Below are 16,529 nucleotides of genomic sequence, written 5' to 3' on the forward strand. Positions count from 1 at the left end.
GTGAAGCGGGTCTCAGCACAGCCGAGTCACGGCTGATTCGTACGAGGTCCCGCTCCCCCCGCCGGTAGGGTGGCCCGGTTGTCGTATCGCGTACGGAGCCGGTAAGGGTCCGTACGGCCAGCGCCCACGTACCCGAGTGCCCCGAACCGGAGACCGTGACTACTACCGCCTCCCACCACCTCTCACCCGCCTTTCCCGGCCGTGCCCCCTGGGGGACCGCCGGGAAGCTGCGTGCCTGGCAGCAGGGTGCCATGGAGAAGTACATCCAGGACCAGCCGCGGGACTTCCTCGCGGTGGCCACCCCCGGCGCCGGGAAGACCACCTTCGCGCTGACCCTCGCGTCATGGCTGCTGCACCACCACGTGGTGCAGCAGGTCACCGTGGTCGCGCCCACCGAGCACCTCAAGAAGCAGTGGGCGGAGGCCGCGGCCCGCATAGGGATCAAGCTCGACCCCGACTACAGCGCGGGCCCCGTGAGCAAGGAGTACCACGGGGTCGCGGTCACGTACGCCGGTGTCGGCGTGCGCCCCATGCTCCACCGCAACCGGTGCGAGCAGCGCAAGACCCTGGTGATCCTCGACGAGATCCACCACGCCGGTGACTCCAAGTCCTGGGGAGAGGCGTGCCAGGAAGCGTTCGACCCGGCGACCCGCCGGCTCGCGCTCACCGGTACGCCGTTCCGTTCCGACACCAACCCGATCCCCTTCGTCGCGTACGAGGAGGGCAACGACGGCATCCGCCGGTCCTCCGCGGACTACACCTACGGCTACGGCAACGCTCTTGCCGACGGTGTCGTCCGCCCCGTGATCTTCCTCAGTTACAGCGGCAACATGCGCTGGCGCACCAAGGCCGGGGACGAGATCGCCGCGCGGCTCGGTGAGCCCATGACGAAGGACGCCATCGGCCAGGCCTGGCGCACCGCGCTCGCGCCCACCGGTGACTGGATCCCCAACGTGCTGGCCGCCGCCGACAAGCGGCTGACCGAGGTACGCAAGGGCATCCCGGACGCGGGCGGGCTGGTCATCGCGACCGACCAGGAGTCGGCCCGGGCGTACGCCAAGATCCTCAAGTCGGTCACCGGCGAGAAGCCGACCGTGGTCCTCTCCGACGAGAAGGCCGCGTCCAAGAACATCGACAAGTTCAGCCAGGACGAATCGCGCTGGATGGTCGCGGTCCGCATGGTGTCGGAGGGCGTCGACGTGCCGCGCCTCGCAGTCGGCGTGTACGCGACGACGATCTCGACGCCGCTCTTCTTCGCCCAGGCCGTCGGGCGTTTCGTGCGGTCGCGCAGGCGCGGCGAGACCGCTTCGGTCTTCCTGCCGACCATCCCGATGCTGCTCGACTTCGCGAACGAGATGGAGGTCGAGCGCGATCACGTGCTCGACAAGCCGAAGAAGGGCAGCGACGAGGAGAACCCGTTCGCCGAGGAGGACCAGCTCCTCGCGGACGCCGAGAAGCTGGAGGACGAGGAGACCGAGGAGCAGCTGCCCTTCGAGGCGCTGGAGTCCGACGCGGTCTTCGACCGGGTGCTGTACGACGGGGCCGAGTTCGGCATGCAGGCGCACCCGGGGAGCGAGGAGGAGCAGGACTACCTCGGGATTCCGGGACTCCTCGAACCCGACCAGGTGCAGCTGCTGCTCCAGAAGCGGCAGACCCGGCAGATCGCGCACAGCAGGCAGAAGCCCGCGGCCGAGGCCGACCTGCTGGAGAAGGCGGCCGACCAGCGGCCGGTGGTCACCCACAAGAAGCTGCTGGAACTGCGCAAGCAGCTCAACACGATGGTGTCGGCGTACACCCACCAGAGCGGCAAGCCGCACGGCGTGATCCACACCGAGCTGCGGAGGGTGTGCGGCGGCCCGCCGAGCGCGGAGGCGACGGCCGGGCAGATCCAGGACCGGATCAAGAAGGTCCAGGAGTGGGCCACCCGGATGCGGTAGAGGCCGGATCCGGTGGAGCCCGGATGCGGTAGAGGCCGGACCGCCGGGGAGTGGACGGACGCGCGATAGGCGGGACGGACCCCCCTGGGGGAGTGACGGGTCCGGTGCGGCGATGCCCGCACCGGACCCGTTTCCCGTTTCCGCTTCCGTGCCCGGAGACAACACGCCCTCGCCTGCCTCACGACCCGGTGGCCCGTCGGTCCTCCCGCCTGTCCGCCCGCGCACGACGGGGTGGGGCAGGGGCGTGCGAGGGCGGACGGGCGCCGGTGAGTGAGCGAATGCCGGAAATTTTTGTGACGTGTTTTCACGCCCTGTTAACAAACGTTCACATCTTATGTACGGAGCGTCGCGAACGCGTCACCCGACTTGAACGCGCGTAGATGTCCGCGTTCCGGACGCTTCCTCGCTGACCGGCGGTTATGGCATCGCGTTCCGGAGGGAGACCGGATTCTGGACGAGGTCTTCCGCTGAGCGGACCCGCTCGCTAATGTCCCCGAAACATGAACGCCCCGTGGCAGTGTGGCCTCGGAGCGCAGCCGGTGCCATGGCCAGTCGGCGGCCTCTCGGTGCGTCGCCGTGGGACCGGCGTCGGCATCCGCAAGAGAAACCGCCCCGCTCACCAAGAGGGAGAGGGCGTCGTGACCGCGGAGACTTCTCAGACGCTCGACAGGGGACTGCGTGTCCTCAAGTTGCTCGCCGATACCGATCACGGCCTGACCGTCACCGAGTTGTCGAACAAACTCGGCGTCAACCGCACCGTGGTCTACCGACTGCTCGCCACCCTGGAACAGCACGCCCTCGTACGGCGTGACCTGGGCGGCCGGGCCCGGGTGGGGCTGGGCGTGCTGCGCCTGGGCCGCCAGGTGCACCCGCTCGTCAGGGAGGCGGCGCTGCCCGCCCTGCGCTCCCTGGCCGAGGACATAGGGGCCACCGCTCACCTCACCCTCGTCGACGGTTCGGACGCGCTCGCGGTCGCCGTCGTCGAGCCGACCTGGACCGACTACCACGTGGCCTACCGGGCCGGTTTCCGCCACGCCCTGGACAGGGGCGCCGCGGGCCGGGCGATCCTCACCGCCCGGCAGAAGACGACCGGCCATCCCGGCTACACGCTCACCCAGGGCGAACTCGAAGCCGGTGCCTGCGGGGCCGCGGCGCCGCTGGTCGGAGTGTCCGGCGTGGAAGGGAGCGTGGGCGTGGTCATGCTCGCCGACGCCGTACCGGAACGCGTGGGCCCGCGCGTGCTCGACGCGGCCCGCGAGGTCGCGGACGCCCTCCGCTAGGCCCCCCCGCACGACAGACACCGGCCCGACCACCCCGGCCGGCCACCCCAGCAGCGCCGCCCGGCCGCCGTGGCAGCGCCGGGGCAGGTCGGAGTCCGGGGTGGCCGGCGGATAGATTGGTCGGGTGGCCCTTCGTCTCTCTCACCCCCGCACCCTCGCCCTCTGCGCGCTGCCGGTCCTGGCCCTGTTCGGCACGGCCGCCTTCGCGCCCCTGCCGTTCACCGTGGCGCAGCCCGGCAGCACCGCCGACGTCCTGGGGGACGACAAGGGGAAGCCGGTCATCACGATCAAGGGCGCGCCGACCCGGACCACCGACGGCGAGCTGCGCATGACGACGATCGTCGCGACCGCGCCTTCGGCGGACATCGGGATCGCGGACGTGGTCGACAGCTGGTTCCGGACGGACCGGGCGGTCATGCCGCGCGACTCCGTCTACCCCACCGGTGACTCCGAGAAGGAGATCGAGCAGCACAATCTCCAGGACATGAAGGAGTCGCAGAACGTCGCCGTCGACGCGGCCCTGCACTACCTCGACAGGAAGCCCGGTTCGGTCGACGTCACCCTGCACCTCGCCGATGTCGGCGGTCCCAGCGCGGGCCTGTTCTTCTCGCTCGGCATCATCGACAAGCTGGACGGCGACGGCTCCGGCGGCGACCTGACCGGCGGACGCACCGTGGCCGGTACGGGCACGATCGAGGCGGACGGCACCGTCGGCGCTGTGGGCGGGGTCTCCCTCAAGACGCAGGCGGCACGGCGCGACGGCGCGACCGTCTTCCTGGTGCCGAAGGCCGAGTGCAAGCAGGCGAAGGCGGAACAGCCGGAAGGGCTGCGGCTGATCCCCGTCACGACGCTGAAGGGTGCGGTGTCCTCGCTGCGCTCCCTGGATCAGGGAGGCGCGGTCCCGAGCTGCTGACCTGCGGCTTCGGACTCTCCATCCCGCGCCACGCGGGGAAGACCAGCGGGCTCAGCGTCGCCAGGAAGTACACCCCGCCCATGGCCAGCAGGGCCCCCGTCGCACCCAAGCCCTCCACCAGCAGACCCGCCGCGAGACCACCCACCGGCATGGCGAACTCGCAGCCCGCCGTGAGCGCGCCGGACACCCTGCTGCGCAGTTCCTCGGGGACGCGTTCGTACGTCACCGTCGTCAGGATCGGGTTGAGCATGCCGCCGGCGACGCCGCCCAGCACCATGGTGACGGCGAGGGGCAGAGTCGTGCCGGTCAGCGCGGCGACCACGAATCTCGGCGCGCCGCACAGCACCACACACACCGCGAACACGCTCCGCCGCGAGAAGCGGTGCCCCACCGCCCCGTACAGCAGTGCGCCGGTCAGGCCGCCCGCGCCGAACAGCGCGGTGAGCAGCCCCAGGTCGGTCGCCCCGCCGAGCTCGCCCTCGGCGTGCACGGGCAGCAGGACGGCGTTCCAGCCCTGGTCGGTGCCGTTCATGAACATCACCATGACCACGACGGCGAGCAGCAGCCGGTTGCCCAGCAGGTAGGCGTATCCCTCCTTCAGTTCGGCGCGGTACGCCCGCAGGGAGACGGGGGAGACCGCCTTGCGCGGCTCGGCGGCCCGGACTCCCCGGACGCCCACCGCCACGAGCAGGGCGGACGACGCGAAGGTGGCCGCGTCGAGCAGGAGCACGGTCTCGGCGCCGACGACCGCGATCAGGAGCCCCGCCAGCGCGGCACCGACCATGCGGGCGCCGCGCGAGACCGCGTCGAAGAGGCTCGCCGCCCGGGTGAGCGTGGTGCCCGCGTGTTCGGCGAGGTCGGGTACGAGGACGTAACGTGCCGTGTTGCCGGGAGTGTGCGCGAACCCGTTCAGCGCCATGAGCGCGCACAGCATCCAGAATTCGAGGGCGCCCGCGTGGTGCAGCAGCGGGACGGCGGCGACGGCCGCGCCGCAGATCAAGTCGGAGGCGACCGCGACACGCCGCCGCCCCAGCCGGTCGATGACGGGCCCGCCCACCAGGGCGGCGACGACGATCGGCAGGGTCGCGCAGAAGGCGACGACCCCGGCCCGGCCGGCGCTCCCCGTGGTCTCCAGGACGAACCACGGGACGCCGATCAGGGTGAGTGAAGTGCCCGCGGTGGAGATGGAGTTCGCGGCCAGGACCGCGGCGAGCGGTGTGCGGCGCCGCGCCGGTCTTCCCCCGGGCGCCATCAGGCCGCTCGCGCGGTGCGGACCGGGGGCGCCCCGGCCTGGGCCAGACGCAGGCCGAGCCCGACGAGTGTCCAGCCCATCCGGTGGCGCAGTGCGGGGCGCGCCGGGTGGAACTCGGCTGCCTCGCGCTGGAGTTCGGCGGCGCGGTAGGTGTGGAGCAGATGGTGGACGTCGCTGTGCATGACGGTGATCCCCTCAGTCGGTGGGGCGCGGGAACATGTGCATGTGGGTGCGGACGACGGCCGACCCCTCGGTGCCCTCGGGGACGCGGCCCCGGTAGCTGTTCACCAGCTCCTGCATCTTCTCCGCGAGTTCCATGGAGAGTTCAGGCGTGAGGCGGAGCTTGAAGTCGCTGAGATCGAAGGCCCGACGCCACTCCTCGGGCCATTCGTGCATCGTCCCGAGCCAGGTGTTCAGCTCCTGGGCGTGCGTGGTCGCCACCTCGTGGAGCACGACGCCGACCGCTCCGCGCACCTCGGCGTCCGGGTGGTCCAGGAAGGTGCTGGTGTTGAAGGTGTTGCCCATGTGGACGGCCTTCCACCACCGCTCGCGCCCCTTGCCGCGCTCCGGGTCGTCCTCGACGAAGCCGTACGCCGCGAGCTGGCGCAGGTGGTAGCTGGTGGCCCCGCTGGACTCGCCGAGCCTTTCGGCGAGTCCGGAGGCGGTGGCGGGGCCGAACTCCCGGAGGGTGTTCAGCAGCCGGATGCGCAGCGGATGGGCGAGGCCGCGCAGGGTGCGGGTGTCGACGTGGTGGATCTTCGGGTCGTCGGCGTACGGGACCGGCCGGTCCTCGGGCTCGTTCGGAGGCATGCCACGACCATAGAGTTGCAAAGACTGTTTTGCAACCTGTTTTTTGCAACGGCTTCTTTGTAACTCCCCGGCCGCTCAGCCCTCCTGGATGAACCCCTCCTCGATCAGCCAGTCCTTCGCGACCTCGTGCGGGTCCTGCCCGTCCACGTCGACCTTGGAGTTCAGCTCCTGCGCGAGCGGCGTCGTCAGCATGTCGGTGACCGGGGCCAGCAGTTCGGCGATCTCCGGGTACTTCTTCAGGGTCGCCGAGTGGATGGCGGGGGCCGCGTTGTAGTTGGGGAAGAACTGCTTGTCGTCCTCCATGACGTCCAGGTTCATCGCCTTGATGCGGCCGTCGGTGGTGTACACCTCGCCGAGCAGGCAGGAGTCGGACTCGGACACCTGGGTGTAGATGATCCCGGCGTCCATCTTCTGGATGTTCGCGGCCGGCAGGTTCATCCCGTACTTCTTCTGCATGCCCGGCAGCCCGTCGTCACGTGAGGCGAACTCGTTCTCCACGCACACGGTCACCGCCTTCGGGTCCTTCTTCGCCAGCGCGGCCACGTCCGAGAGCGTCTTCAGCTTGTACTTGGCGTTGTTCTTCTTGCTGATGGCCAGGGCGTACGTGTTGTCGAGCGTGGACGGGGGGAGCCAGGTCACCCCGTTGCCCTTGTCCTCGTCGCGGACCACCTCGTACTGCTTCTGCGGGTCGGCGACCGGCTCCGCATGACCCAGATAGGTGATCCACGCCGTGCCCGTGTAGTCGTACAGCGCGTCCGCCTCGCCCTTGACGACCGCCTCGCGCGCGCTGATCGACCCCGGCAGGTTCGTCCGGTCCAGGACCTCGGCCCCGGCCGCCTTGAAGATCAGGCCCATGATCTGCCCGAGGATGATGTTCTCGCTGAAGTTCTTCGAGGTCACCGTCAGCGAGGCGCCCTTGAGCGGCTGCCCCTGCCCGACCGACCCCGGTTCCACCTCGTCCACCAGCGGCGACCCGCTCTTCAGCCCACACCCCGTGAGCAGGAGGGCGAGCGCGGCGGTCGACGCCAGGCCCGTACGTACCCTCACGCTTCCTCCAGTCCGCGCGGCGTCAGCCACAGTTCGACCAGCGACGCCAGCCAGTCCACCAGCAGGGCCAGCACCACCGTCAGTACGGAGCCGAGCACCAGCACCGGCATGCGCTGTGTCTGGATGCCCGAGGTGATCAGGTCGCCCAGTCCGCCGCCGCCCCCGAAGGTCGCGAGGGTCGCCGTGCCCACGTTGAGCACCAGGGCGGTGCGTACGCCCGCGAGGATCAGCGGGACCGCGAGCGGCAGCTCGACCCTGGTGAGCGTGCCCATCGCCGACATGCCGATGCCCCGGGATGCCTCCACGAGCGTCGGCTCGATCGAGTTCAGGCCCGCCACCGTGTTGGAGAGCACCGGCAGGACGGCGTAGATCACCATGCCGATGATCGCCGTGGACGGGCCGATGCCCAGCCAGATCACCAGCAGCGCCAGCAGCCCGATCGCGGGCGTCGCCTGACCGATGTTGGCGAGCGCGGTGACCCCGGGGGCCGCCTTCTTCAGGCCACGCCGGGTCAGCGCGATGCCGAGCGGGATGGCGATGATCAGCACCCAGAAGGTGGAGATGGCCGTCAGCCGGACGTGCTGCCACCAGCGCACCTGCACGGTGTCGCCGGCCAGTGAGTTCTCCGCGACCGAGTCGAGGTCGACGTTGGTGATCCACAGATAGGTCGCCACGAGGACGACCGCGCAGACCGCCGGCACCACCACGAGCTTCTTCCAGGTGATCCGTCGCGCCGGACCCGGCGCCGGGGCGGAGGGCTCGGCCTCCTCGTCACGGAAGGCGTGGCCTCCCACGTCGTGCTCCCCGGGCGGTCGTGGCCCCTTGGGGGGCGCCTGATGACTGGGGGTCATAGCCCGCTGCCACCGCCCTCCAGCTCCTGACCCGTCCGGTGGGCGCGCAGCTCCTCCAGATCGTGCTCGTGTTCCATCGCGGCGAGCCGGTCGGCCTCAAGGAGCTCCTGCACGGAGTTCATCAGGGTCTGCATGTCGACGACACCGATGAACTCGCCGCGCCGGCCGGTCACGGCGACCCGTCCGCCGCTGTCGGTCAGTACGGCCTCCAGGGCGTCGTGCAGCGTCGCGTCCCGGGTCACCGTGTCGTGCACCAGCTGCCCGGCCCGGGCCAGCGAGCCCTTGGCCCGCATCAGGTCGCCGCGCCGCAGCCACTTGTAGGGGCGGTTGCGCCGGTCCAGCATCAGCAGCTCGTTGTGCCGGCCGTCCCGGAGCTTGTTGAAGATCGACTGGAGCGGGTCCTCGACGGTCACCGTGGGGAAGTCGGCGATTCCCACGTCCCGCACCCGGGTCAGGTTGAGCCGCTTCAGCGCGGCTCCGGCGCCCACGAAACCGGAGACGAAGTCGTCCGTCGGGTTGGTGAGGATGGCCTCGGGGGTGTCGAACTGGGCGATGTGCGAACGCTCCCTGAGCACCGCGATCCGGTCCCCCAGCTTGATGGCCTCGTCGAAGTCGTGGGTGACGAAGACGATCGTCTTGTGCAGCTCGTGCTGGAGCCGGATCAGCTCGTCCTGGAGGTGGTCGCGGGTGATCGGGTCGACCGCCCCGAACGGCTCGTCCATCAGCAGCACCGGCGGATCCGCGGCCAGCGCCCGCGCGACCCCCACGCGCTGCTGCTGGCCGCCGGAGAGCTGACGGGGATAACGCCCGTGGAACTCCCGGGGATCGAGACCCACCAGGTCGAGCATCTCCTCGACCCGGTCCTTCACCCCGGACTTCGACCAGCCGGTCATCTTCGGTACGAGCGCGATGTTCTCCGCGACCGTCATGTGCGGGAAGAGACCGGAGGACTGGATGGCGTAACCGATCTTGCGGCGCAGCTTCACCGGGTCCATGTCGGTGACGTCCTCGTCGTTGATCCTGATCCGCCCGGACGTCGGCTCGATCAGGCGGTTGATCATCTTCAGCGTGGTCGACTTGCCGCAGCCGGAGGGGCCGACGAGGATCACGGTCTCGCCGGCCTTGATGTCCATGGACACCTCGTCCACCGCGGGGGCGGGGCTGCCGGGATAGGACTTCGTGAGGTTCTCCAGCTGGATGGTCGCACCGGAGGCGGCCGAAGCGGTGGCGCGGTCCTCGGACCACTCCGTCGGCCCGGTGGCGGTCTCAGGCACGGATCCCCCTAGGGATGGTGAGCCGCCCGAGCAGTACGTACGCGGCGTCGAAGAGCAGGGCGAGGATGACGATGCCGATCGTGCCGGCGAGGACCTGGTTGATGGCGTTGGCACTTCCCAGTGAGGCGAGTCCACGGAAGATCTCGTTGCCGAGCCCGGGACCCGAGGCGTAAGCGGCGATGGCGGCGATACCCATCAGCATCTGGGTGGAGACCCGGATGCCGGTGAGGATGGGCGGCCACGCGAGCGGCAGTTCCACCTTGAGCAGCCGCCTCGTCCGGGACATCCCGATGCCCTTCGCCGCGTCGACGAGGGACGGGTCGACCCCGCGCAGCCCGACGATGCAGTTGCGGACGATGGGCAGCAGCCCGTACAGGGTCAGGATGATCACCGTGGGCGGGACCCCCAGGCCGACCAGCGGGATCAGGAGACCGATCGCCGCGAGCGAGGGGATGGTGAGAATCGCCGAGGTGGACGTGATCGCCAGTGAGCCGCCCCAGCCGCTGCGGTAACTGACGACACCGATCAGGACGCCGAGAACGGTGGCGATGACCATGCACTGGAAGACGGCGCTGGCATGCTGGTACGTGTCGGTGAGCAGTTGATCGTGGCGGGTGCCCAGATACTCCCAGAAGTTCACATGGTGCTCCGTAGGCTCAGTCGGTGTCCTCTGCAGCCTGCTCAACCAGCGGGATAATACGCAGGGGTACCGGGTTTTCCATGACGATCGCCGTGGAGGCCCGGACGATGCCATCAAAGCCCACGACCCGGTCGATCACCCGCTGGAGATCGGCGTTGGAGCGGGCCACGAGCCGGCAGAACATGTCACCGTGCCCGGTGGTCGTGTGCAGTTCCAGCACCTCGGGCACGCCACTCAAATGGGCACGTACATCGGCGCCTTGGCCCTGCTTGATCTCCAGCGTGGCGAAAGCGGTCACCGGGTAGCCGAGCGCCGCCGGGTCGACGTCCGGGCCGAACCCCCGGATGACGCCATTCGACTGAAGACGGTCCAGCCGCGCCTGGACGGTCCCGCGCGCCACACCGAGCCGCCGCGACGCCTCCAGTACACCGATACGGGGCTCGCGGGCCAGCAGCACGATGAGCCGGCCGTCCAGATGATCGATCGCCATGATCCGTCTCCGATGGTCAGCCTGTACAGATAGCCTGCCCATCCTCGCCGGAGGGTGGACAGATTGACCAGTGAAGCGGCGAACTGTTGCGCACCTTGCGAAGCGGCGGGAACCTGCGGACATGACTGAGACTCTGCACACCACCCCCGACACCGCCCGGCAGGCCGATCCCTTCCCGGTCAAGGGAATGGACGCGGTGGTCTTCGCCGTGGGCAATGCCAAGCAGGCGGCGCACTACTACTCGACCGCCTTCGGCATGAAGCTCGTCGCCTACTCCGGACCGGAGAACGGCAGCCGCGAGACCGCGAGTTACGTCCTGACCAACGGATCCGCCCGCTTCGTCCTCACCTCCGTCATCAAGGCGTCGACCGAGTGGGGCACCTTCCTCGCCGACCACGTGCACGCCCACGGCGACGGCGTGGTCGACCTCGCCATCGAGGTCCCCGACGCCCGCGCGGCCTACGCGTACGCCGTCGAGCACGGTGCGCAGGGCATCACCGAGCCGTACGAGGTCAAGGACGAGCACGGCACGGTCGTCCTGGCCGCGATCGCCACGTACGGCAGGACCCGCCACACGCTGGTCGAGCGCGGCGGGTACGACGGCCCGTACCTCCCCGGATACACGGCCGCCGACCCGATCGTCGAGCCCGCCGCCAAGAGGACCTTCCAGGCCATCGACCACTGCGTCGGCAACGTCGAGCTCGGCCGGATGAACGAGTGGGTGACCTTCTACAACAAGGTCATGGGCTTCACCAACATGAAGGAGTTCGTGGGCGACGACATCGCCACCGAGTACTCCGCCCTGATGTCGAAGGTCGTCGCCGACGGCACGCTCAAGGTGAAGTTCCCCATCAACGAGCCGGCGATCGCCAAGAAGAAGTCGCAGATCGACGAGTACCTGGAGTTCTACGGCGGCGCCGGCGTCCAGCACATCGCGCTCGCCACCAACGACATCGTCGCGTCCGTACGCGCCATGCGCGCGGCGGGGGTGCAGTTCCTGGACACCCCGGACTCGTACTACGACACCCTCGGGGAGTGGGCGGGCGAGACCCGGGTGCCCGTGGAGACGCTGCGCGAGCTGAAGATCCTGGTCGACCGCGACGAGGACGGCTACCTGCTGCAGATCTTCACCAAGCCGGTCCAGGACCGTCCGACCGTCTTCTTCGAGATGATCGAGCGGCACGGCTCGATGGGCTTCGGCAAGGGCAACTTCAAGGCCCTGTTCGAAGCGATCGAGCGCGAGCAGGAGAAGCGCGGAAACCTGTAGTGACCTGAGTCCGAGATTCGCCGGCAGTAGGTGGCTGCTTCGTCGAGGATCTCGTCGGCGGTCTTGGTCCGGATGAAGGGCCGTGGGTGGTCGTTCCGGTCGGCCACCCAGGCCCGGATGTCGCGTTCGAGTGCTTGGACTCAGTAGCCCGATGGTGCCGGTGCAGTGAGCCGATCACCTTGCCGGTTGCGACTTTCAGCTCCGCGAACAGGGTGGTGGTGCCGGCACGGATGTAGTCGTGGCTTCGTCGTTCCGGTACGCCCGGCATCATCGGCAGCACGGGCTGGGACTGGTCCAGTGCCTCGATCTGCGACTTCTCGTCCACGCAGAGAACCATCGCCCGCTCCGGCGGATCCAGGTAGAGGCCACGACAGCGCGGATCTTGTCGATGAAGAACGGGTCCGTGGACAGCTTGAACGTCTCAGACCCGGTTCGATGAATCGCCGCCGCCAGGTGCGGACCGTGTCCGCGGCACTATTCAGCCGACGGGACACCTCCAGGATCGAGTGTCCCTCGGCGCCCTCCAGCACGGCCTCGAGCGCTGAGCCAGAGCCTGGCGCCGTCGTGCGACGACGCACCCAGCCCTCCAGCACAGCCCGCTGCGCATCGGGCACCGACAACGGCGGAATCTCGGAATCGGACGGCTCATAAGCAACCAACGACGAACCTACGACTCAGGTCACTGGATCGCCAACTGATCACAACGTCACACAGGCCCTAATCGGAATGTTCAGTTCCACGGAGTCGCTGCTTCGGTTTCCCTCCCCTCGGGGGCAGTGGGGCGAGTGGAAAATCGTGATTTCCTCCTCAGTCGGGCCCCAATGTCCCAATAATATGCAACTGCCGTTTCATGCGTGGCGCGCGCCACAGGTGCTGACGGTTGTGGCCGGTTTACGCCTCTAGACGCCCCGGTGTGCTGGCCTATACCTTCCTCTTCGAACATGATCGTTCATCGTCCGTACATCACGTATCAGTGGACTCGCTTTCGGCTCAGGATCGGAAAACCCTGCCCAAAAATTTCTTCAGGGCCGCTGCAGTGGCCCTGTGCTTTACGGCACTCAGTTCCTCTGCTTCTGCTCTCGAACCGCAGGAAGGTTCGGCCGCAGACACTGCCGTATTGCCTGCAGTTGTAAAACTGAGCGCAACGAACTCCACTGACGTCTCCCTCGCATCCGAGGGTGATGCCCTGTTGGATGAGTTCCGGGACCGAGCTGTCGCGGCCGACCCGACCTCGCCGCTGGCGGGTTACTCGGATGCGGAACTGCGCAGCAACTACAAGGTGCTGGACCTGTCGAACCAGGTCGCATCCAGGCTGGCGATGGACGACGGCTGTCACTGGCAGGACGAGTTCGTCGTCGTCGCGTCGCAGGTGCGGAGTGTCGCATACGTCAGCTTGCCCGAGGAGGACGGAGGCACTGACCCAGCCATGGTGGAGCTGACCGAGGAGCAGCCTTGCCCCGTCGCCCTGGAGGTGACGGATGCCGCGGAGACGGATAATGACGGCGCTGAGACTGAACCCGGACCGCGAAGCGCCGCCGCTCCCATGGCCGCTGCGGCGGATGCGAAGATCGAACGGTACAACGTCGTCTGCTTCGTTCGAGTCCACTACGACGACACCTGGAACGATGGCTGTGCCGACAAGTACGTGGAGCGCAACGACGGCAACAAGTCGTACAACTACTACGGCATAAGAATGAGGGCCACCTGCGACTCCAGCGCGTTGTCAAGGCTCACCGAATGCGGTATCGGACAGCGGCGCGAGGACGGCTCAGCTCTGAAGTGGGTTGACTGGGCGCCCACAAGGGATTCCGACGGTGACTGCCGGACGATCGACTTGTCCATCAGCTTCGCCACTGTGGGTGCTGGCGGCTCGTACACGCACTGCGACGAAAAGCGTATCAACAAGTACTCCCAGGCTGGAAAGTTCAGCAGCTACTTCTACGGCAACACGGGATACGCGCGCGACACACAGCACAAGGTCACCGTAAGTGTCTGTCAGACGTGCTCCCGCCCCAACTGGACTTATTGGAGCAAGACGAACGGCTACGGCCTGTAGGCCCCACAAGGACCCGGAAATGCGCCCAGGGTGATCGTCTCTCTTCTGGGCGCATTTTCGCAATTCTGAAAGACTTGAAAATGAATCGTTGGAGTGTCCTCGCTGCGCTTTCTGTCCTCGCGCTCTCTTCTTGCTCGAAAAATGAACCGAGTGAAATGGTTAGTGATGCGCAGGCGCGGCAGGGGCTTAGCGAGATCGTGCAGGTCGCTCAGGAAAGTCCAAAAAAGTTGTGCGATGAACATTCGCTCAACGAGGGGGCCTGTCGCGACGAACTGAAGATTTCGAGGGCGAGCTGCTTGGGCGCAGACCCCGAACCTCGTGTGATTAGTTCCACTGAAGTTCCAGGCGGTAAGGGTCGGCAGGGGGGAAGGCTGCTGGTCCTTGAGGGTGGTCCAAAGGGAAACGCTGACTACCGGACGGAAATGTTCTTCGCCTTCGACGGATCCACTGTGAAATCAGCCGTTGCGGTCTATTGGACCGGTATGGGGTTCTCTCCGTCCCCATTCGGTGAGGAAAATTCCCGGACCGCAAAGCCCGCGTGCGGCTGAGCTCCCGGAGTCCCGCACGCGCAGACCCTCGGACCCTGTCATTCGATCGCGCGTGTGGGGGGCCCGGACGCGGCGTCCGGGCCCCTCACATGCGGTGCTGAGCAGGCCTACCGGCGCTCGGGGGCGACGTGCGTGGGCGGTCCACGGTCCGGCCGCCGACGTCGTGCTCGTCCCGCACCAGCGTGATGCACCCCCGCTCGCTCAGGAAGCACAGCAAACACCGGTGATGCCGGCGGCCAGCTACGGATCCGAATCATGCTTCAAGCCGTCCGAGCCCGCTTCGCCGCCGGATCCTGTTGAAGCTTCCAACAGTGACGTCCTCGGACAGGCGCCCGGTGGGCCAGGCCGGCCTTCGCAGGGCGCGGCTCAGGCGCGCCAAGCCTCCGGGGCACACGGAAGGGGCCGACTCCCGCCGGGCGTGGGCCCCTTCCCTGCGCGTGTTCCTACGGAGAAGCCGTGGCCCCGGACTTCGTGGCGGGCGGCGAGGGGGCCGCCGACCGGGCGGGTTGTGCCTTCGGTTCCTCCTCCGCCTTCGGCCCGGTCCCCGGCTCCGCCTTCGGTTCCTGGCGGGGCTGCTCCGGCTTCTGTTCGGGGTCGGGCGCCGTCGGGGACTCCGGGGCGGGCCGCATGTCCGCCGGGCCGCCGGCCGCGGGCTCGCCCAGGGCGTCCAGAGCCTCCCGTGCCAGCGGAGCGGCCAGCGGGGAGAAGTCCGGGTTCGTCCGGACCGACTCCTCCAGATGCCCGCGGGCCGGACCGTCCTGGCCCAGGGCGCTCTCGATGACCCCCAGGTGGTAGGCGTACGAGGCGTCCCGCACCCCCGTCTCCACCGCCTTCTCCGCGTACTGGAGCGCCTCCTCCGTCCGCCCGGCCCGGTGCAGGGACCAGGCCAGCGTGTCCGCCACCGCCGAACTGCGGCGCTGAGCGGCCCATTCCGCGAGCATGAGCTCCACCGCGGCCTCCGGGTCGCCGTGGTCGGCCTCGAAGCGTGCCTCGGTCAGCGACTCGTCGACCCCGGCCGTCCGCGCCTCGGCGAGGAGCTCACGGAGCTCGGCGTACTGGGTGCGGGCGTCGCCGTCCAGGCCCAGCGACTCGTACAGCTCACCCAGTTCGAGCACGTACTCCGGGCGGGGGAGCTTCGCCGTCACCGTCCGGTAGTCCGCCAGCGCCTCGTCCGTGCGGTCCAGCGCCACCAGGGCACGCGCCCGGCCCGCGCGGGACGCGAGGTTTCCGGGGTCGGTGCGCAGGGCCGCTTCGTACTGCGCGAGGGCTTCCGCGGGCTCCCCGCGCTCCGCGGCGAGTTCCCCGAGACGGTGCAGCGCCGCCGTCTTCTCGGCGGGCGTGGCCGCCCGGTCCGCCGCCTCCTGGGCCGTGGCCAGGGCATCCTCGCGCCAGCCCTGGTCGCGGTACATCTGCGAGGTGCCGGCCAGGGCGGGGAAGCCCTTGCGCAGCGTCCCGAACTTCTCCACGGCCTTGCCGGCCGCCGCGTAGTCGCCGAGGCCCCTGTACGCCTCGATCAGGACCGGGTACGCCGTCCAGTCCTTCGGCTGCCGCGCGCGGACCGTCTCGCCCCACTTCTTCGCGGCGAGGAAGTCGTTCCGTGCGTTGGCGAGCGCTCCCAGACCCACCCAGGCCGGTGTGTTGCCCCGCTCACCGGGCTGCGCCGCCAGCGACCGCTGGAGCGCCTGCTCCGCCCGGGTGTAGTAGGCGGCGTCAGCGGACCGGCGCCCCCATTCGACGTACGCCGTACCCAGCACCGCCCAGGACGGCGCGTCCGCCGGGTGCGTCTCCACCCACTTCTGCCGGTCCCCGATCAGCGCCGTCAGGTCGGACAGGGACGCCGGGGAGCCCGCCGCCGCGGCGGCCTCGGCCCGGGCCACGGGCCCCGGCGTGGGCGCTGCGGCCGCCTCCTCGTCACCGGGTACGGCGATCACCGCGCCCGCCACGAGCACGGCACCGGCCACCGCTCCGAACGCCGCCCTGCGCAGCGTGGTGCGCATCGGTGCGGGAGGTGGCGGGACGGACGTCGCACCCTGGGGCGGCAGGGTGGAGGGGGAGGGCTCCGGGTTCTGCTGCGGCTTGGCATCCATGGCCATCACTCTGCGTCAGTACGAAGATCGCATCGCGCTGCGTGGAGGCTGACGCAGACGGGTTCACACCATTGGCC

General features: G+C 68.9%; 14 protein-coding genes and 1 pseudogene. 5 read left to right on the plus strand and 10 right to left on the minus strand.

The window, feature by feature from the left end:
- Window positions 1-155: 155 nt before the first annotated feature.
- The 3 genes from ABZY45_RS00435 to ABZY45_RS00445 all read left to right on the plus strand — a co-directional run bounded on the left by ABZY45_RS00435 (window position 156) and on the right by ABZY45_RS00445 (window position 4,130).
- Window positions 156-1,937, plus strand: coding sequence for a DEAD/DEAH box helicase (locus tag ABZY45_RS00435; RefSeq protein ID WP_356734569.1), 1,782 nt, complete (start codon window positions 156-158; stop codon window positions 1,935-1,937).
- 638 nt (window positions 1,938-2,575) lie between these two features.
- Window positions 2,576-3,217, plus strand: a complete 642-nt coding sequence (locus ABZY45_RS00440; protein ID WP_356734571.1) for a helix-turn-helix domain-containing protein — start codon at window positions 2,576-2,578, stop codon at window positions 3,215-3,217.
- Window positions 3,218-3,341: 124 nt separating this feature from the next.
- On the plus strand, window positions 3,342-4,130 hold the full coding sequence (locus tag ABZY45_RS00445) for a S16 family serine protease (RefSeq protein WP_356734573.1): 789 nt from the start codon (window positions 3,342-3,344) through the stop codon (window positions 4,128-4,130).
- Here the strand turns inward: ABZY45_RS00445 and ABZY45_RS00450 are convergent.
- The 8 genes from ABZY45_RS00450 to ABZY45_RS00485 all read right to left on the minus strand — a co-directional run bounded on the left by ABZY45_RS00450 (window position 4,060) and on the right by ABZY45_RS00485 (window position 10,494).
- On the minus strand, window positions 4,060-5,382 hold the full coding sequence (locus ABZY45_RS00450; protein ID WP_356734575.1) for an MFS transporter: 1,323 nt from the start codon (window positions 5,380-5,382) through the stop codon (window positions 4,060-4,062). The genes ABZY45_RS00445 and ABZY45_RS00450 overlap by 71 nt on opposite strands.
- Window positions 5,382-5,564 (minus strand): hypothetical protein, encoded by a 183-nt coding sequence (locus tag ABZY45_RS00455; protein ID WP_356734577.1) that lies wholly within the window; start codon window positions 5,562-5,564, stop codon window positions 5,382-5,384. Before ABZY45_RS00455 ends, ABZY45_RS00450 begins: the two co-directional genes overlap by 1 nt.
- 13 nt (window positions 5,565-5,577) lie before the next feature.
- A complete protein-coding gene (locus ABZY45_RS00460; RefSeq protein ID WP_356734579.1) occupies window positions 5,578-6,192 on the minus strand; it encodes a helix-turn-helix domain-containing protein in 615 nt (204 codons plus the stop codon).
- Between the two features lie 75 nt (window positions 6,193-6,267).
- The gene (locus tag ABZY45_RS00465) at window positions 6,268-7,239 is read right to left on the minus strand and encodes a glycine betaine ABC transporter substrate-binding protein (protein ID WP_356734581.1); all 972 of its coding nucleotides are present in this window, start codon (window positions 7,237-7,239) and stop codon (window positions 6,268-6,270) included.
- Entirely contained in the window at window positions 7,236-8,090 is an 855-nt protein-coding gene (locus ABZY45_RS00470) for an ABC transporter permease (RefSeq protein ID WP_356734583.1), read from the minus strand. The genes ABZY45_RS00465 and ABZY45_RS00470 overlap by 4 nt, the downstream gene beginning before the upstream one ends.
- Complete coding sequence (locus tag ABZY45_RS00475) at window positions 8,087-9,289, minus strand: betaine/proline/choline family ABC transporter ATP-binding protein (protein ID WP_356736513.1); 1,203 nt, start codon at window positions 9,287-9,289, stop codon at window positions 8,087-8,089. Before ABZY45_RS00475 ends, ABZY45_RS00470 begins: the two co-directional genes overlap by 4 nt.
- A gap of 67 nt (window positions 9,290-9,356) precedes the next feature.
- Complete coding sequence (locus ABZY45_RS00480) at window positions 9,357-10,004, minus strand: ABC transporter permease (RefSeq protein ID WP_145801238.1); 648 nt, start codon at window positions 10,002-10,004, stop codon at window positions 9,357-9,359.
- 16 nt (window positions 10,005-10,020) lie between these two features.
- The gene (locus ABZY45_RS00485) at window positions 10,021-10,494 is read right to left on the minus strand and encodes an Lrp/AsnC family transcriptional regulator (protein ID WP_145801239.1); all 474 of its coding nucleotides are present in this window, start codon (window positions 10,492-10,494) and stop codon (window positions 10,021-10,023) included.
- Between the two features lie 121 nt (window positions 10,495-10,615).
- Here ABZY45_RS00485 and hppD point away from each other — a divergent pair, with 121 nt between their 5' ends.
- Window positions 10,616-11,761, plus strand: coding sequence for a 4-hydroxyphenylpyruvate dioxygenase (gene hppD / locus ABZY45_RS00490; protein WP_356734586.1), 1,146 nt, complete (start codon window positions 10,616-10,618; stop codon window positions 11,759-11,761).
- A 139-nt stretch (window positions 11,762-11,900) separates the two neighbouring features.
- On the opposite strand, the pseudogene ABZY45_RS00495 reads toward hppD, so the two are convergent.
- Window positions 11,901-12,187, minus strand: a pseudogene (locus ABZY45_RS00495) (IS630 family transposase); the annotation flags it as partial.
- Between the two features lie 691 nt (window positions 12,188-12,878).
- Between ABZY45_RS00495 and ABZY45_RS00500 the strand changes: the two are divergent.
- Window positions 12,879-13,817 carry a hypothetical protein gene (locus ABZY45_RS00500; protein WP_356734588.1) on the plus strand — a complete coding sequence of 313 codons (939 nt, stop codon included), beginning with the start codon at window positions 12,879-12,881 and terminating at the stop codon, window positions 13,815-13,817.
- Between the two features lie 991 nt (window positions 13,818-14,808).
- Here the strand turns inward: ABZY45_RS00500 and ABZY45_RS00505 are convergent.
- Window positions 14,809-16,452 (minus strand): tetratricopeptide repeat protein, encoded by a 1,644-nt coding sequence (locus tag ABZY45_RS00505; protein ID WP_356734590.1) that lies wholly within the window; start codon window positions 16,450-16,452, stop codon window positions 14,809-14,811.
- Window positions 16,453-16,529: the final 77 nt, after the last annotated feature.

The organism is Streptomyces sp. NPDC006516 (genome assembly GCF_040611875.1).
Lineage (GTDB): Bacteria > Actinomycetota > Actinomycetes > Streptomycetales > Streptomycetaceae > Streptomyces.

Excerpts from the sequence above, each read along its gene's own strand:
- ABZY45_RS00450 (WP_356734575.1), bottom strand. The coding sequence starts at position 5,382 with ATGGCGCCCGGGGGAAGACCGGCGCGGCGCCGCACACCGCTCGCCGCG.
- ABZY45_RS00505 (WP_356734590.1), bottom strand. The coding sequence starts at position 16,452 with ATGGATGCCAAGCCGCAGCAGAACCCGGAGCCCTCCCCCTCCACCCTG.
- ABZY45_RS00470 (WP_356734583.1), bottom strand. The coding sequence starts at position 8,090 with ATGACCCCCAGTCATCAGGCGCCCCCCAAGGGGCCACGACCGCCCGGG.
- ABZY45_RS00455 (WP_356734577.1), bottom strand. The coding sequence starts at position 5,564 with ATGCACAGCGACGTCCACCATCTGCTCCACACCTACCGCGCCGCCGAA.
- hppD (WP_356734586.1), top strand. The coding sequence starts at position 10,616 with ATGACTGAGACTCTGCACACCACCCCCGACACCGCCCGGCAGGCCGAT.
- ABZY45_RS00460 (WP_356734579.1), bottom strand. The coding sequence starts at position 6,192 with ATGCCTCCGAACGAGCCCGAGGACCGGCCGGTCCCGTACGCCGACGAC.
- ABZY45_RS00485 (WP_145801239.1), bottom strand. The coding sequence starts at position 10,494 with ATGGCGATCGATCATCTGGACGGCCGGCTCATCGTGCTGCTGGCCCGC.